The sequence below is a fragment of the Actinomadura violacea genome (genome assembly GCF_017573465.1).
Lineage (GTDB): Bacteria > Actinomycetota > Actinomycetes > Streptosporangiales > Streptosporangiaceae > Spirillospora > Spirillospora violacea.
This window is the reverse complement of the sequence record NZ_JAGEPF010000056.1, coordinates 17,207-34,333: the sequence shown is the minus strand read 5'-3', so window position 1 is coordinate 34,333 and position 17,127 is coordinate 17,207. Positions and strand designations below refer to the sequence as shown.

Sequence of the window (17,127 nt, the reverse complement as noted above, 5' to 3'; positions counted from 1 at the left end):
GTTCAGGACCCGACGATGTACTGGAGGATCTGCACTAGCACCGGCGCCAGAGCCGCGATTCCGTATCCGATCGCGGCGTTGCGCAGGGTGCGCTTTCCCGCCTCGGCCTCGCTGGGATCACCCCCGGCCAGCAGGTAGCGGACACCGCCGATCGTGGCGAACAGCGTGGCCAGCGCGACCAGCAGCCCGACGATGACGTTGCGGAGATTGCCGATCACCTGATCGAGCCGCGCGTTGCCGGCCAGCATGGCCGGTTCTGCACTGGCCTGCGCGACCGAGGTGACCGTGACCACGACCACCGAGTACGACAGCAGCAGACCGGCGCAACCGATCAGGACGGCGACGGCCAGACGCGCCCGGCTCACACGGAGCCGACAACGCGGCAAGCGGGACGGAACGAGATCGGACAAGGGGCGGATGCTCACCAGAGCCCTCCAAGCACGAGCACGATGCGGCGGAAGCAGCGGGCGCGGGAACGGCGCGCTGCGGGTGGTGAGGGAAACCGCGGGGCGAAGACGGGGCCGGGGCCGTGCGGGTGTCCTCCTTCAAGGGCACTCGGCGGATGGTCGGACGGTGGGGACCGGGTGAACATCCGGCCCGCGACCTTGTCCTCGCCCCTGCGGTTCCTCTCAACAAGGAAGGGACCCCTCAGGCCCCGGTTGTGGACATCAGGTACTCGATGTCGTCGCGCAGCCCGTTGTCCTTCACCGCCTCGACCAGCCGCATCTCGGCGCGGCGACGGCGCTTCATCAGTGCCTCGTAGGAGGTGCCCAGGCGTTCGGCCAGCTCCGCCGGGGGCACCTTGTCCAGCCGGGTCACCGCGATGATCTCGGCGTCGTGCGCCGTGATGACGCCCTGGCGCACCGCCGAGTCCAGCAGCATCTCCGGGTGCCCGCCGGCCGAGGCGGCCGACGGGTCCAGTTCGGCCATGGTGTACGGGTCGACCGGCACCGTCCGCACCTTGGGCCGGTAGGTGCGCACCACGTTCTGGGCCGACTGCGACAGCAGCCGCTGCGCGACCTTCGGCCGGTTCAGATCCGCGCGCAGCAGCGCGTGGAAGAACGCGGTCACCAGGTCCCCGGCGACCCGCGCGGTACCGACCTCGGAGTCGCTGTCCAGGTAGACGAGCCGGTCACGTACGACCGCCTTCAACCCCGGCAGTGCGACGCCCACGCATCCGATGATCCAGTCGGCGCCGTGGCGGCGGGCCCGCGTGACCAGGTCCCTCCACACATGGTCGCGGGTGTCGCAGGAGGTCGCCGGGTGCAGCAGGATCGCCCGCAGTTCCAGCAGATCGATCGGGCGGGCGGGCAGCCCGTGCCCGAGCGCGGCGCCGTCCACCGTCAACGGCGCCGGCCCCTGCACCAGCGCGGCGAAGCTGCGCTCTGCGGCGTTCAGCGCGTGCGCGGTCTCCAGCGCGGTGCGGCGGTCGCACCGGCGGTCGGCGTTGTCGGTGCGGCCGCGTGAACGCGACGCCTTGCCAAGGGCCGGGCCGCTGGTCGGTCGGACGGCGGCGGCGGTGATGAGGCTGGCGGTGTGCATGAAGACCCCCGAGAGATCGGTTCCGGATCGGACACCGACATCTCCACAGACGCCATGGACAGATCATGGACACTTCTCGGCCGTCCCTCGGCGTGGACACACAGCCGAGCCGGCACCCAATCTGTTCATGATCTGCTGAAAAGCGCTGTGACCTGCATGGACGCGATGCGCGGACCGTGAGTACAGGAGAGGCGGATTCGCCCGGTCAAAGATCGGCAAGTGCGCGAAATGCCTCTGACCTGCATGGACGCCAGGCCGGCGGGTGAACGGGGAAAGGAAGATCAAAACCCTTCGCCGCCCTCTTGCGGTACCCCTCCACCGCCCGGATCGCTCCCTTTTGTTCCTCGACCTCTCTGCGGCCTGTTCACACGCCGGCGAGTGTTCAGGGGCTTTCCCTTTTCCATCTACCGCGTTCACGGGAGACCGCCGGCCGATCCAGGCGGCGGTGCACCCCACCGGCTGCGACCCCGTCCAGCGGTTCGCCGAAGACGCCGGTTGTCCAAGGTCCGCACGCGACGGGTCTCTTACTTAGTGACAGGGGACCGGGCGACCATCACGGGTCACCCAGCATGACCGACACCGACCAGCCCAAGCCGACACCGGCGATTCCCGCGCGGCAGTTCCTGCCACTGACCGTCTGGCTCTGCCCCGACGACACCACCGACCAGCCCTTCCGCCACGACGGCCAACAGCGTCAAGGACCGGTGCACCGTGCCGCACGGGTCCGTACCTGCGACCGGCACCGCGCGAGCATCAGCACCGCGCTGGCCCGCCACCTCATCACCACCACGACCCAGGAGGGAGACCTGGTCGCCGAGGCGTTCACCGCCAACAACGCCACCCTCCATGCCGCCGCGCACCTCGACCGGCGGGCCATCGCCTGCGTCCCGCACTTCCCGCTCGCCCGCCACATCGGCACCCAACTCCGCGCCGTACTGCCGCTCGAACACCTCGAACGGGTGAAGATGCGTCCTTGCCGCGCCGACCAGATGCACCGCGGTATCGCCGACCACCTCGGCCAGGTCTCCCTGGTGATCGCGGCACCGCCGACGCCCGGCGCCACCGCGACGAGAACCGGTCAAGCCCGTGGCGGGTGCCCGGCCTGCCTGTCCGACGTGCTGACCGACAGCGCCTTCCAAGCCCGCTCGTTCCTGCCCGCCGCGTTCCGCCTGCTGCGGCCGGGCGGACATCTGGCGGTCGTCACCACCGCCCGCCACCACCGTGGACGGCTCGTCGACCCGGCACCGGCGATCATCCGGCAGGCCCGTACCGCCGGGTTCCGCTACAGCCAGCACGTCATCGCCGTCCGTGTCCCGGTCGAAGGAGACACCCTCCTCGTCCAGGCCGGCCCCGGCGACCTCGGGCAACTTCGCGACATCCGCTCTCGTGCCCTGCCGCCGGCCGCCCGTGTCCACGCCGACGTCTGCCTGCTGACTCGGCCCGGCAACGGCCAGGGAGGCGCCCGATGAACACGAACATGAACACCGGCATGAACACGGGCGTGAACATGAACACCGGCGTGAACAGCCGTGTGTTCACCTCCGTGCTGCTCACCGGCCAGCGGCCCTCGCGTCTCCAGCGCAAGGGCCGTTACACGCCCGAGTCGATGGCGCACCCGGCCAAGATGCTTCCCGCGATCGCCGCCCAGGTCATCGCCACCTACACCGAGCCCGGCGACCTGATTGTCGACCCGATGTGCGGCATCGGCACCACCCTGGTCGAAGCCGTCCACCAGGGACGCGACGCCGCCGGCATGGAGTACGAGGCGCGCTTCGCGGAGATGGCCGCCGGCAACCTCCGCCACGCTCGCACCCAAGGAGCGACCGGCACCGGGCAGGTCGTGCACGGCGACGCTCGCAACATCGCCACCGCTCTCGCCGAGCGGACGGACACTGCCGCACTCGTGGTGACCTCGCCTCCCTACGGAGCGACTACCCATGGGCAGGTGCGAACCGGTCGAGACAACGGCGGCAGAAAGATCGACAAGTCCCACAACCGCTACTCCACCGACCGCCGCAACCTCGCCCACCGTCCGACCGCCGAACTCGTCACCGGGTTCGGGCAGATCCTCGCTGGATGTGCAGCCCTCCTGCGCCCCGGCGGAGTCATCGCGGTCACCGTCCGCCCCTTCCGCGTCGCCGGCGAACTCGTCGACCTGCCGGGCCAGGTCATCACCACCGCCGAAGACAACGGCCTGATCCTGGTCGACAGGTTCGCCGCCCTGCTGTGCGGACTCCGTGACGGACGGATCGTCACCCGCGCCTCGTTCTTCCAGATGATCGAGGCCCGCCGCCTCCGCGACAACGGCATCCCGGCCCTCGCCACGGCCCATGAGGACCTGCTGGTGTTCCAGGCCCGAACCCGGACGGTGGCTTCACCGAACGAGGTAGCTGGGCTTGATCTTCACGGCGGAGGTGTGCCGTCGTACCCGAACCGGCCGACCGCCTACCCCACCGTCACCACCGCCCGGCGACAAGGGCATCCGTGAGCGGTCCGGACAAGCGCACCCGAGAAGAGAGTGAGGCGCCCGAGTTGGTCTGGCGGATGGTCATTGCCCCTCCGCCGGTCCAGAAGCAACTCACTCGGGCCCAGGCACTGGCGATCAAGGAGGTACTGCAATGGCGGACCAGACACGCAGCCCGATCCCGCTCGACGTCTTCACCCGAGGAACCCACAGCAGCCGATCCGCAGGACTGACCGGACCCGGCGGAGGATTTCGGCTGGACGGTCCGCTCAAGGTCGCGTTCGCGGGCCGGACCTCGACCGAAGACAAGCAGGACCCGACACTGTCGCTTCCGCGCCAACTCGCCAACAGCCAGACCGCCCTGCACACGTCCCTTCCGGGACGCGCGGTGATCGTCGCGCACTTCTACGACATCGAGTCCGGACGCAAGGACCTCGCCGCCCGCGGGTTCGGACGCGGGCACGAGCGGTTCAACATTCCGGTTCCGCGCGACGGCGGCATTCAAGACCTGCTGTCGGAAGCGGCCCAGGCCGATCGGCGGTTTGACGCGGTGATCTGCGAGTCGGTCGACCGGATCGCGCGGCGAACCTATGTCGGCACCCAGATCGAGAACACCCTGGAGAAGGTCGGCATCCCGCTGTGGGCGTCCGACGAACCGATCACCCTGAACGGGAAACGCTCCTCCCAGGTGCTCACGCGACGGGTGAAGCAGGGCGTGGCCGAGTGGTACGTCCTGGAGATGCTGGAGAAGGCCTGGGGCGGGTTCGAAGTCCACACCGAGCAAGGCTTCAACGTCGGACGGCCTCCGTACGGATATCTGGCGCACAAGCTCCCTCACCCGGTCGCCGCCCGCCGCGAGCAGGGCGCCACCAAGCATGTCCTGGTTCCCGATCCGGCGCGCGGCCCGGTCGTGCAGACAATTTTCGAGACCCGCGTCACTGAGCGTCTCGGCTATCAGGCCATCGCCGACCGGCTCAACTGCGATCTGGATCGGTACCCGCCGCCGGTCGCCACCGCGAAGCACCGCAGTGTGGGCAAGTGGACCTATTCCTCGGTCCGGGAGGTGCTGACCAATCCCAAGTACACCGGCTACATGGTGTGGAACCGCAAGGCCACCACCTCGGCCGGGGGCCGAAACAACCCTCCCGAGGCGTGGATCTGGTCCAGCGTACCCACCCATCCTGACCTGGTGAGCGTCGAAACCTTCACTGACGCCCAGAAGGTCGCCCGTGACCGGGAGGGTTCACGCAGCCGCCCGGGGCCCAACACCGCGCACACCGATACCCGTCGCTCCTACGCGCTCCGCTCCTACATGACCTGCGGACTGTGCGGGCGCCGGATGTTCGGTAAGGAAAGCCGGGGTCGGATCTACTACATCTGCCGTCCCGCTCGTGCCTACCGTCCGGAAGGGCACCCGGCGAGCATCTGGGTTCGGGAGGAGCCGCTCATGGCGGGCCTGACCGAGTTCTTCAACCGGGAGGTCTTCGGACCCCACCGCCGTGAACGCCTGCGCACTCTGCTCGCCCGGATCGATGACACCCATCTCCACGAACACCGGGAACGCCTGGTGACGGTCGAGCGACAGATCGCGGAGTTGAAGCGCCGCAAGGAACGCGTCCTCGACTCTTTGGAGGCCGCCGACGACCCCACGCCCGTCTTCGTCAACTCCATCAACGAACGCACCACACGCCTCGGCGCGGATCTGGAGGCCAAACAGACCACGCTGCGCGAACTACGGGACGCGACGCCGGTGGCGCCGTGTCCCGAGCTGCTGGACCACTGCCCGACCGGGACAGTCGACCTCGACCTGCTACCCGAGCCGACGCTGCGGCGCCTGTTGGACGCGTTCGCCGTCCAGATGCGGCATGACAAGCAGGGCAACCAGGTCGAGGTTCAGGTCACGATCACGCCCGAAACGGCGGACACGCAACTACGGGCCGCGAATGCGGCGATCATGGGGGACGGCGATGGGCCGGATGATGATCTTGCAGCCATGCGCGTGGTACCCCCTACGGGGAGGCCCACCGACCGGCTCGACCCGCCCCCGGCGCCCGCCTAACCATCCCGTCCCGCTTCACCACCCCATGACCGAGTTACTGTGTGGCTGGTACACCAGTGTGCGATGTCGGTTGGTCGTCTGACAGCTGAGGGCCGGGTCTGGTACATCTCTGCGAGTGGACACCTTCACGCCCAGCGAGAAGCCGTCGGAAGACGGCGAGAGTACCTCCGCCACGGACGATGGCGACACCGCCTCCGCTGCCGAGACGTCCATGGACGATGGGGACACCCCCTCCGCTACAGAGACCGTGAAGAGCCTGGTCAAGAGGAACAAGGCGAAGATTCTCCTCGGCGGCGCGCTGCTCACCGGGGTGATCAGCGTGGCCATCAGGTTCGTCGAGGCACAGGAAGCGACCAAAGCAGCCGCAGACTGCGACGCTTCCGAGCGGTTGCCCAAGCTCCCCGTGTTCGAGGCCCCGAAACGCAAATCTCCCGTGAGGCACACGGTAGCCCCGTCCAAGAGGACGCTGCCGGATGGGCGCATCGTCGAGGTTAGGCGCTACGAGCGGGGTGTTCCCACGGTCTAATGCCGAAGGCGCAGCTTGCGTGGAACAGCCGCCTGATCAGCGTCTTGATCCGTGCAAGCGATCACTGTGGCCGCCACACGTGTGTGCAGGATCGACCCCAAGAGCCGACCACCAACGGTAGCGTAGAGCGGCGAACTGAACGAGACGCGAGGCGTCGTCGGCATGGAGGAGAAGAACCACAGAATGACAACGCTCCTGAACCGGTTGGGGCACGCCTCCGGTGCAACAGCGCGTAACTGTGGCGGCCGGCGTCAGGAGGTTGCCCGATGACATCCTCGGTGCCTGGCCAGACCTCGGACCAGCATGACGAGTTGCTCACGCAGCTCCGTGATCTCGTTCCGAGCGCCTTCCGCGACGGCGAGCTTGATCGTGACGCCCTGCTTGCTGCGCTCGGCTTGGGCGACGGCAACGAACCGGCCTTCTCATTCACCTGGCCTGGTATCGAGCGAGCCCGGCAGGACGCTCGCGTGGCAACGACGGCAACCCTGGTGCCTGACGAGGATGCCTCGTTGGACTGGGCGATAGCACGCGATGTTCTGATCGAGGGCGACAACCTGCAGGTGCTCAAGCTTCTGAAGAACGGGTACTCACGGGCGGTCAAGTTGATCTACATTGACCCGCCGTACAACACTGGTGACACCTTCACCTACAACGACGACTTCGCTGTACCCGAGCGCCAGTACCTTGAGGAGACCGGTCAGGTCGACGAGCAGGGTAACGCGACCACGAGTCGGATCGAGACCGGCGGGCGCAAGCACGCGCCCTGGCTGACAACGATGTTTCCGCGCCTCGCGCTCGCTCGTCATTTGCTGCGCCGCGATGGAGTCATCCTAGTATCGATCGACAACAATGAAGTGCACCATCTACGCCTCCTGCTCGACGCCGTTTTCGGCGCTGAGAATTTCGTCGACATGATGACTTGGCGTGGGGCTCGAAAGGGTGACGCCAAACTGACCGGCGGCGGCCAAGACTACTTGCTCGTCTATGCGCGTGATCGCGCCTACCTGAGAGCCAATGACGTTCGGTGGCGGGAGCGCAAGGTGGGCTTGGAGTCAATCTACGCAAAGTTTGACGAGCTGTGCGCTGAACATGGCGACGACTACGAGGCCATGACGGTGGCGCTCCGTGACTGGTACAAGTCGCTCCCTGATGAGGACCCTTCGAAGGCCCACGCGCATTACAATACGATTGACGAACGAGGTGTCTTCTTCCCTGGAGATATCGCCAGTCCGAATCCGCGCCCGAACTTGATCTTCGATTGGAAGGGCTATGCGGTACCAAAGAATGGCTGGCGATATGAGTTCGCTGCAATGGAGCGTCTTGACGCTGAGGGGCGCCTATTGTATCCGAATTCGAAGGACAAGCGGATTCAGGTCAAGCGATATCTGACAGAGCATGAAGAATGGGCTCCTGCCTCTGTCTTCTATCGCGACCGACGTGCCGCGTCCGGGGCGCTCAACAAGATTATGGGAGCTAAGGTCTTTGATGACCCAAAGAGCACCGACGTGCTCGCTCGCCTGTTCCACGCCATCACAGACGATGGCGATCTAATCCTCGACTTCTTCGCTGGCTCCGGATCGACCGGTCACGCTGTGTGGGAGCAGAATCCGAAGGACGGTAAGACTCGGCAGTGGATCCTTGTTCAGGCGCCCGAGGCGCCTGATGCATCTGAGGCATCAGGCAAGAACGCGCTTGAGGCGGGATACGAGACGATCTTTGAGATTACGGCGGAACGACTACGACGTGTGGCCAAGGCGCTGCCGGAAGACACGCGCGAGACACCCGACCTCGGCTTCCGGATCTTCCGTGCGCGCCCGACGAACCTGATCGTCGAGAAGCCGATCGTGGCAACTCCTGAGCTTACGGGGCCAACGTACCTGGCACAGGTGCTTGACCACACGGAAGGTGCCCCGGTCGTTGATGGTGCGAATCCGATCAACGTGGCATGGGAGGTGGCCCTTAAAGCGACCGGGACGAGGCTGGATTCCCGGCTGGTTACGCATAATGTCGACGGTGTCACAGTATACGAATTCGTTCCGTCGAAAGATGACGATAAGGGTGGACGTCTCCTGGTGTCTCTCGAGGCATTCACTCTCGCCGCGGCGGACGCGCTGAACGTGAGCGGTGACGACACGCTGATCCTCCGTGGTGACAAGGTCGAGGACTCGGTCACGCTTACTCTTGCGCCGCGGCTGCAGTCAAAGTTGATTCTGCTGGAGCGGGTGCCTCGTGAAGTTTCGCTTTGATGACCAGCCGCATCAGTCGGCCGCCGTGTCCGCGGTGGTCGACCTGTTTGAGGGCGCGCTCGTGCCTCCGCGCGATGCGCTTGCCGGGCAGGCGCCTGGCGCGGAAGGGCATGCCGACTTCTGGCTCGAACGAGAGATCCTGGCGGACAACCTTGCCGCGGTAACCGCGCGAGAGTCGGTCACGGTACAGCGTGAGCTGCAGTTGCTGTCTGAGACGGATCTGCTGGGGATGGAACAATCGTTTCCGAACTTTTCCGTCGAGATGGAGACCGGCACCGGCAAGACGTATGTGTACATCTCTACGGCATTGCGTCTGGCGGAGCAGTACGGGCTACGCAAGTTCGTCATTCTCGTGCACTCGATTGCGATCCGTGCTGGTGTGGTGAAGACATTCGAGCAGACAGAGGAGCACTTTCGGGCAAAGTATTCGAACGTGCCGTACACCTGGGGTGTGCTCGGGGAGAACTCTGCGTTGAGTGACTTTGCCGAGCCGTCCAGCACGGTCCAGTTCTTGGTTGCTAGTGTGCAGTCGTTGGACAAGCCGGAGACCAACACTTTGTATGCCAGCGCCGAGCAGCCCCAGCTGTGGGGAGATGACTTGACCGGTGTTCAGCAAATCGCAAAGACCCGTCCGGTCGTTCTTATCGATGAGCCGCAGAACATGGCCACGCCGCTGCGTCGTCAGGCTATTGCGACGCTGAACCCGCTAGTGGCGTTGCGGTACAGCGCCACGCACAAGGAGCCCTTCAACTTGGTGCATAGGCTCGGCCCGAAGCAGGCATCCGAGGCTGGCCTGGTCAAGCGTGTCTCCGTGAAGGGCATTGTCGCCGGCGAGGACGGCAAGCCGTACGTGCGGCTGGACAAACTGCGCAGCGTTCGTAGGCGTCTCATGGGTGAGGCGGTCATCGACCATGCGACTGCTGACGGTGCGCGGCGCGGCACGGTGGTGCTGCAGAATGGGACAGATCTGTTCGAAGAGTCTGGCGGTCTTCCGCAGTACCGCGGCCTAGTTATCGAGAGCATGGAGCGCAAGCCTGATCGAATCGTGTTCGAAAATGGTCTGACAGTCAAGGTTGGCCAGGAGACCGGTGTGGATCACTTGGCGGTGTGGCGTGACCAGATCCGGCACACGATCCGTCAGCACCTGACGCGCCAACGACAGATCGACACGATGGGGCGCGACGTAAAGGTGTTGTCGCTGTTCTTTGTCGAGCATGTCGCTGACTATGCGGGTGCAGATGCGCCACTGCCGGGGATGTTCGATGAGCTGTATCGCGAGGAGTGGCTGCGCGCAGGCAATGCCATTGAGGATATGACGGAGCCGGGCGAGCTTCGCGTGGCCTATTTCCCGTCGACTAAGACGGGAATTTTGAAGGATACTGCGGGGCGTGCGACTGACGCCGAGTACGAGGCGCGGGCTTACCGGGAGATCATTGCGAACAAGGAACTAATTCTTGATCGCGCCAACCCGCGTGCATTTATCTTCTCTCACTCCGCTTTGAAAGAGGGGTGGGACAATCCGAATGTTTTTCAGGTCGGTTTCTTGCGCCACACCCGTTCCGAGTTGGAGCGGCGCCAGCAGATCGGCCGTGGGTTGCGTCTACCGGTCGACCAGACCGGCCGACGTATCATGGACCCTTCGATGAACCGGCTAACCCTGATCGTCGACGAGTCGTTCACTGAGTTCCGGGATGGCCTTAACGCCGAATACGTCGCCAGTGGCAGCGCTGATGGTGACGGCGAGCCTGGACCGGAACTCGAGAATGCCGATACTGAGGTGATTGTTCGTCGACGCCCGGCCCTCTTCAATAGTCCTGAGTTCGCTGAGCTCTGGAAGCGAATCCGCTACAAAGCTCGCTACCGCGTTTCAATCGCTCCGAACACGCTTGTTACCGCTGTCGCCGCATCCGAACATCTGGAGGATTTGGCGTTCATCGAGCGGCGGGCCAACGTGGTGCAGACCGCCGACCTGATATACGACGACACAGGGCAAGTCATCACAGCTGACGCAGCCGTGGCCGAGTCTCGAGGCGAACGCATTGTGATCGCCGGGCAGCAGCTCCCAGACGTCGTGCAGCTCATCGAGGACCAGCTGCAGTACGGCAAGTTCCCGCTCCAGCTCACCCGCCCCACTATCGCCAGCATCGTTCGAGCGATCCTGACCAACTCGCGCAAAGACTACGCTCAGCACGTTCTCGATGACCCTGATCGTTGGGCGCGCATTGTCGCTGGCGCCATCCGCATCGAGACCATCGGGCAGATGGTGCAGGGCATCACATACGAGCCGATGGATGAGGAGAGTTGGTGGGACGCCGAGGTGGTGTTCCTCGAGGTCGAGTCCAAGAATCCGCCTCAGCCAATGCCCGGCAACCCAGACCCCCAGAGCGGCGTAGCGCCCGCTCCGGACGATGGCGTAAACCTCTTCGATCACGTCGACTACGACAGCCACGTCGAACGCGCCTTCGCTGCGCAGCTGGAGAACGATCGGGAGCATGTCAAGCTCTTCGCTAAACTCCCGCGCCGATTCAAGGTTCGAACTCCCGTGGGCGAGTATTCGCCTGACTGGGCAATCGTCTATGACGAGGATGGCTTGCACCGACTCTACCTAGTCCGTGAAACGAAGGGCACTCGTAACTTGGCTGACCTTGAGTGGGACGAGGCTATGCGCATTCGCTTCGCCAGACGCCACTTCGCCGTAGGGCCCGAAGGGGCTATCAGTTACGAGCACACCACAGACACCCACGGTCTCTTGATAGGGGATACGGTTGACGACATCGCGCAGGGGTAAAGTGAGCCAGATAGGTCATCTGCTGAAGTAGTTTCGGACGGCTATTGCGCAGGCGGCTTGGCGAGTGGGGTCGTTGGGGGAAGCGGCGGCGGCACTCGGGGCCGACCGGGGCTGGCGTCCTATGGCCGTGAGTTGGCTTGCGGGTACGGCAATGGTTGTGGGCTTCGTGCCGGGGCTTCCCGGTTCGACGGCGTAGGTTCGGGGTGTTGCGGTGGGCCGGGTCGGGTGGCTGTGCTGGTGCCTTCGGTCTCCTGGGCCGGTGGCTGACGGTGTCACGGATAAGGCGGGGTGTGTGCGGCTCCACCCGTTGATGGCCTCGGCTGCGGGGGCTTGATCGCGTGGTTGCCATGTCGCGGCCTGTGAGGAGACGTCCTTTTGTGGGGGGCTCCGCCGAGTGTGAGGACGATGGGTGCTGCAAAGGAGAGCAACGCGCCGGCCACCACGGGAAGCAGCTATCTATAGCGTCGTTGGCGGTGTGGACGTCGGTGGCGAGGACCAAAGAGCCAGGCTCGAAGGGTTCGAGAGGTGAGCGCCCCCGAGAGGCTGAGGACGGCGCCTTGGGGGCATCAGGAGTGGCGAATCTGCCGCCGGTGATTTGTGGCACATACTAAGGGCGGCTCAGGAGAATTGTGGGTAGCGCTGCGGGTCCAACAGGCTCTGCGCATGTTCTCGGATGCGCGGGGCGAGGCGGGCGTGGATGGGGTCGCGGTCGGCGGCTTGCAGGAGGACTGCTGCGACCGTGAATTCGGCGAGTCGGCCTTCGAGCGTTGCCAGGGCCCCAGCGAAGGTGGCTCGGACATGGGCCGCCAGTTCTGGGACGAGGAGTGTGTAGGCGTAGAGGTGGGCGGCGTCGAATCCGTGGGGGGCGGGGCCGAAGCCTTCCCAGTCGAGGATGGTCAGTTCTGGGCTGGTGAGGTTGGCCCAGTGGAGGTCGCCGTGGGCGAGGGTCCAGCGGCGGACGGTGGTGTCGATGCCGACGTTGCCGAGGTAGCGCGGGATGGTGCGGTGTATGTAGTCCTGGGTGATGACGCGTGGGCGGTTGTGCGGGGCCGGGGTAGTCGCGACCGCACTGGTGGCTCGCTGCAGCCGGGCCCACCATGCGTCCGGCAGGGTGATGTGTTCGGTGAGGTCCGGGCTCGGGGAGCAGACGGGCGCCGCTATGTAGGTGCTGAGCTCGGCTCGGTAGGCGTACCCCTCGCGGGCCCAGTCTGTCGAGTTCAGTAGCCGGGGGCGAGGGAGCTCGGTTGGCAGGGTGGCGGCGGCTTCCTGAGTGCCGGTCCAGAGTTTCCCGCCTGCCTTGCCTTCTGGTGCCTCTAGGACGCGGAGCCAGGCGCTTCCATGGGAGGTCGTGACGGGTGCGCCGAGGGTCCTTCCACCGTGGCCCCATGCTTCGATGGTGCCGTCTGCGGGCGTAGTGCCGAGTTGGCGCGTCCCGTCGGCGAAGGCAGCGTGCATCCGTTCGCGGATGTCGGGGTCGTCAGGTTCGGAGAACACGGCAGATTTCCTGGAGATGTGTGGGCGGGATGGCTGGCCCCTGGAAGGCTCTCAATGCTTCATGCCAGTGTGCCGTAGTCGAGGCGGACAGCAGGGCGCCCGTGATCCCGGGCGTGGAGGCCACTACCGCGAGCGCTGCGGCGACGTGTGAGAAGCCTGCGTTGATGAACTCGGCCAGGTCGGGTGTGAGCAGGTTGGCGAGTTCGCCGCCGTTCAGAGGGGCGGATGCCCAGACCTCCAGACCGGCTTCGGCGGCCTCTGCGATGGGCCCGACGCCGTGGAGGGCTTTGGCAACGGACGTGAGTTCGATAAGGCTGACGGGTAGTTGGATCGCCTGCAGGTGGGTTCGTGTGCTTCCGGCTGCTCGTTGTGCCGCGGTGATGATGTCTTGGGTCGTGAATGCGCCGCTGGTGAAGCCGCTCCAGGTGGCGATGCCGTAGCCGGTGATGTCGTCTTGGTGTGCGGCTTCCTCGAAGGTCGTGAACGCTTGGGTGATCTGCTTGAGCAGTCGGTCTCGGTCGCCGTGAGCGTCGTGTTCTGGGTTGTGTAGGTACAGCAGGTCGAGGCGGTCGCGGCCTATCTCGGCGATGTTGGTTGTGATGCGGTGCCGAAGGTAGGCGGGGGCGATGCAGTGGCAGCGGGCGGCCTCCTTGGGCGTGATGAGGCCCGCCTGTTGAGCGGCCCGGGCTTGGCGCCGGGTCATGTGGCCGGCCTTGGTGGAGATGCGCACGCCAGGGTGTTTGAGCAGCAGGTCGGCCAATTGGTCGTGTGCGTTGCCATGGGCATAGACAGGGGCGGTGTCGATGACGGTGACTCCCGCCGCAATAGCGGCGCGGGCGGCGGTGGTCACGTCGCGGCATCGGTAGGTGCCCAGGCCGAGCTCCGCCATCATGCCTCCCCGACGGCGATGATCCCGCTGCGCAACAACTGGTCGAGCAACTCGACGGCCTGGTCGGTGGTGACGTTTGCCCCCCGGGCCAGAACGCCGAGAGTGGTCGACCGTCCGGAGACGAGCGCCTCCACGAGCGGGGCGGCCTGGCGGGTGAATGTCCAGCGTTGGCCGGCGGCTTCCAAGGTCACGGTCTGCTCGGCGCTGCGCAGGACGGCCCGGGGCGCTACGAGCCGGACGGGGAGGTCGGCGTCGTCCGGGAGACGCTCGTGCACCGCGTGCGGCAACGAGAAGCCGCCGCGCACCCCGTAGGCGGTATCGCGCGCGGTCAGGTAGGTATCGATCACCGCCGGGTCGTTGAGGCGTTCAGCCAAGAGCTTGCTCATCTCGTGGCGCCAGGCCCTCTGGGTGTCCTGGTCGGCCAGATGGGGGATGTCGGAACGGGCGGATGGTTGCGCGCGTAGGTCGTCCACCAGCCAGGACAGCAGGTCGACGCCGGTGTGCGTGGCCAGGCCGCAGGTCAGATGGAGCGAGGGTTGTCCGGTGGACGCGGCGGCCGCGTGCCACCAGCCGCGCGGGACGTGCAGGGCGTCCCCGGCCTGGAGGGTGAACTCGTCGATCGGGTGCTCGGGTGGTGTGTCGTCGAACTCGACGTCTCGATACAGCGGGGCGGGCCGGGTGGGGCCGTAGATCCGCCATCGTTTGGCGCCGGATACCTGGAGGACGATGACGTCGTGGTCGTCCCAGTGGATGCCGAAGCCTTCCTTCGCCGTCCACGACGCGTAGGCGTTGACCTGTACGCATGTACGAAGGTGGCGTTCGAGGGCATTCACCATCGCGCCGATCGGCGGGTGCATCTCCTCGATCGCGTCCAGGACCAGCGTCGCGCCGTCGCGGAGTTGCTGGGCGACGAGATGCGGCTGCGGTGCGTCCCAAGGGGGCATGCGCCGGTACGTCCGGCGCTGGCAGTACTCCGACGTCGGGATGGTCGCGCCGTCGGCAGACAGGCGCAGACGCGGCGGTTCCAGCCGGTGGGTGTCCAGGAGCCGGTTCATCGCCGGCCAGGCCAGCAGACCGGCGAACCGGTCCCGGGCGGCGGGCGAGGCGGGGTAGACGCGGTGGGTGCGGCCCAGGTCCTGGGCGAGGAACCGATCCCCGCCCAGGACCTCGACGATCAGGTCGATCATGATCGTGGTCAGCCGTCGTTGAGGTCGGACTTGCCGGAACCCCCGCCGTCGGACGGCTGGCTGGCACGGCCGCGCGCCGCGACGATCCTCTCCACCGCCACCACCAGGCCGCCGGTCTTCTCGCTGTCCACTGGAACTCTCCTTCCCGCCCCGCCCCTCGTCGGCGGTGCTGTCGGGCCTTAGCTTGTGGCGGCCGGCGCGGATCGAACAGTGACCGAGGCCGTGGGCTGTTCCCGTGGAAGGGGCCCACGGACGCGTCTCGCCGATCCCCGTTGCGCGCGGGCTGTGCGCCGATAACCTCTGACAGGGGGCTTTCGGCGAGTCAAGGACGAATAGCGACGTGACCAGGCGCAGAACCTTCGATCCCGGAGCGGTCCCCGTGGGATTCTGGTGTCGCGAGGACGTTGCGCAGGCCCTTACCAGCCGGGACGTCGGTCAACTGTTCCGGCTGTTCCTGGGGCAGTTCGCCGACTGCACCCAGACCCAGTTGGCGTTACTCACCCAGCATGATCGTTCCGACATCTCTAACTGGGTGCGCGGTGCCCGTCAGGGGCGAGTGTCCGACATCGAGGTACTCACCCGTATCGCCGACGGCCTGCAGATCCCCGATCAGGCGCGTCTTCTGCTCGGCCTCGCCCCGGCCGGTTCTTTCCCGCTGAATCCGACGCCAGCCGTACCCCGTCAACGTGCGGCCGGGCGTGACGCCGATGATGCGGCGACGGCGTCGACACCGGTGCGCGTGGCCATCTGCGGCAGCAGAGCCCCCGACACCGACGCCAGCGTGATTGACGCCGCCGTCCGGTGCCTGGCCCGCCTGGTCATGAGCCGGAACTACAAGGTCAGCCATGGCCCGGTCGGCGTGGGCATCGAGGTCATGACCTACATTGCCGACCAGTACCGTCCTCCCGACATCGCCCTGGCCATCGGGCTGTTCGGTCACCGCAACGTCATCCAGGACGCGGAGTTCGTCATCGTCATCGGTGGCGGGGCTGGCACACAGGCGGAGGTCGACCTCGCTCTGTCGATGGGCAAGCCGATCATCGCCCTACCGGCCAGCGGAGGCACCGCCCGCCGCTTCTACCACCAGGCGGCCCGCGACCATCGGCTCCGCGTCTCGCTGGATGATGAACAGTTCGCCGCCCTCAACGCCTGCGCCGACCCGGGCGAGGACTTCGTCCGTATCGTCGAGCATCTGATCAACAACGACCTTGGAGCACCGAATGACTGAACGCCCCTACGTGCTGCTGTCTTGCGCGGCCTCGGTCGACGGCTACATCGACGACACCACTGACGACCGGCTCCTGCTGTCCAACGACGAGGACTTCGACCGCGTCGACGACGTCCGGGCGGGCTGTGACGCCATCCTCGTCGGCGCCAACACCATCCGCCGAGACAACCCGCGCCTGCTCGTCCGGACCGAGGAGCGCCGCAAGGCCCGCATTGCGCGTGGCTTGCCCGAGAGCCCCATCAAGGTCACCTTCACCGCCCGCGGTGACCTCGATCCCGACGCCAAGTTCTTTGCAGCCGGCGACGTCGAGAAGATCGTGTACTGCTCAAGCGCCGCGCTCGACAAGTGCCGTGACCGTCTCGGCGACGTCGCCACCGTCGTGGACGCCGGTGACTCCGTCGACCTCAACACCGTGCTCGCCGACCTCGCCGGCCGAGGTGTGCAGCGGTTGATGGTCGAAGGCGGCGGCACCGTCCACACCCAGTTCCTCACCGCCGGACTAGCCGACGAGCTTCAGCTCGTGATCGCCCCGTTCTTCGTCGGCGACTCCGACGCTCCCCGCTTCGTCCGAACGGGCGAGTTCCCGCACCACCCCGGCAACCGGATGACGCTCGACGAGGTCCGCCCCATCGGCGACGTCATCCTCGCCCGCTACCTCCTCACCCGCTCCTGACCGCCAAGGCTGTCGAGACGATCCAGAGCGG

14 protein-coding genes are annotated in these 17,127 nt (G+C 66.1%); 8 read left to right on the top strand and 6 right to left on the bottom strand.

Annotated features, from left to right (window positions below):
* Positions 1–2: 2 nt before the first annotated feature.
* Positions 3–425: a pilin gene (locus J4709_RS51450; protein WP_208252851.1), complete on the bottom strand. Its 423-nt coding sequence runs from the start codon at positions 423–425 to the stop codon at positions 3–5.
* Between the two features lie 223 nt (positions 426–648).
* A complete protein-coding gene (locus tag J4709_RS51445) occupies positions 649–1,542 on the bottom strand; it encodes a hypothetical protein (protein WP_208252850.1) in 894 nt (297 codons plus the stop codon).
* 569 nt (positions 1,543–2,111) lie between these two features.
* On the opposite strand from J4709_RS51445, the gene J4709_RS51440 reads away from it, so the two are divergent.
* The 6 genes from J4709_RS51440 (at position 2,112) to J4709_RS51415 (ending at position 11,625) form a co-directional block, all read left to right on the top strand.
* Entirely contained in the window at positions 2,112–3,011 is a 900-nt protein-coding gene (locus J4709_RS51440) for a DNA methyltransferase (protein WP_208252849.1), read from the top strand.
* Positions 3,008–4,030 carry a TRM11 family SAM-dependent methyltransferase gene (locus J4709_RS51435; RefSeq protein WP_232385377.1) on the top strand — a complete coding sequence of 341 codons (1,023 nt, stop codon included), beginning with the start codon at positions 3,008–3,010 and terminating at the stop codon, positions 4,028–4,030. The genes J4709_RS51440 and J4709_RS51435 overlap by 4 nt, the downstream gene beginning before the upstream one ends.
* A gap of 130 nt (positions 4,031–4,160) precedes the next feature.
* The gene (locus tag J4709_RS51430) at positions 4,161–6,065 is read left to right on the top strand and encodes a recombinase family protein (RefSeq protein ID WP_208252848.1); all 1,905 of its coding nucleotides are present in this window, start codon (positions 4,161–4,163) and stop codon (positions 6,063–6,065) included.
* Between the two features lie 115 nt (positions 6,066–6,180).
* The gene (locus J4709_RS51425; RefSeq protein WP_208252847.1) at positions 6,181–6,591 is read left to right on the top strand and encodes a hypothetical protein; all 411 of its coding nucleotides are present in this window, start codon (positions 6,181–6,183) and stop codon (positions 6,589–6,591) included.
* A gap of 266 nt (positions 6,592–6,857) precedes the next feature.
* On the top strand, positions 6,858–8,837 hold the full coding sequence (locus tag J4709_RS51420; protein ID WP_208252846.1) for a site-specific DNA-methyltransferase: 1,980 nt from the start codon (positions 6,858–6,860) through the stop codon (positions 8,835–8,837).
* Positions 8,821–11,625 carry a restriction endonuclease gene (locus tag J4709_RS51415; protein ID WP_208252845.1) on the top strand — a complete coding sequence of 935 codons (2,805 nt, stop codon included), beginning with the start codon at positions 8,821–8,823 and terminating at the stop codon, positions 11,623–11,625. The genes J4709_RS51420 and J4709_RS51415 overlap by 17 nt, the downstream gene beginning before the upstream one ends.
* 618 nt (positions 11,626–12,243) lie before the next feature.
* Here J4709_RS51415 and J4709_RS51410 read toward each other — a convergent pair.
* Genes J4709_RS51410 through J4709_RS55320 form a run of 4 tightly spaced genes read right to left on the bottom strand, consistent with a single transcriptional unit; the run spans position 12,244 to position 15,326 of the window.
* Entirely contained in the window at positions 12,244–13,119 is an 876-nt protein-coding gene (locus tag J4709_RS51410) for a phosphotransferase (protein ID WP_208252844.1), read from the bottom strand.
* Positions 13,103–14,011, bottom strand: coding sequence for an aldo/keto reductase (locus J4709_RS51405; protein ID WP_208252843.1), 909 nt, complete (start codon positions 14,009–14,011; stop codon positions 13,103–13,105). The genes J4709_RS51410 and J4709_RS51405 overlap by 17 nt, the downstream gene beginning before the upstream one ends.
* Entirely contained in the window at positions 14,008–15,195 is a 1,188-nt protein-coding gene (locus J4709_RS51400) for a cupin domain-containing protein (protein WP_232385376.1), read from the bottom strand. Before J4709_RS51400 ends, J4709_RS51405 begins: the two co-directional genes overlap by 4 nt.
* Positions 15,196–15,203: 8 nt before the next feature.
* Positions 15,204–15,326, bottom strand: a complete 123-nt coding sequence (locus J4709_RS55320; protein WP_269757700.1) for a hypothetical protein — start codon at positions 15,324–15,326, stop codon at positions 15,204–15,206.
* A 209-nt stretch (positions 15,327–15,535) separates the two neighbouring features.
* Here J4709_RS55320 and J4709_RS56060 point away from each other — a divergent pair, with 209 nt between their 5' ends.
* The gene (locus J4709_RS56060) at positions 15,536–16,423 is read left to right on the top strand and encodes an SLOG cluster 4 domain-containing protein (protein ID WP_208252842.1); all 888 of its coding nucleotides are present in this window, start codon (positions 15,536–15,538) and stop codon (positions 16,421–16,423) included.
* On the top strand, positions 16,416–17,096 hold the full coding sequence (locus J4709_RS51390) for a RibD family protein (RefSeq protein WP_208252841.1): 681 nt from the start codon (positions 16,416–16,418) through the stop codon (positions 17,094–17,096). Before J4709_RS56060 ends, J4709_RS51390 begins: the two co-directional genes overlap by 8 nt.
* The last annotated feature ends 31 nt before the right edge of the window (positions 17,097–17,127 follow it).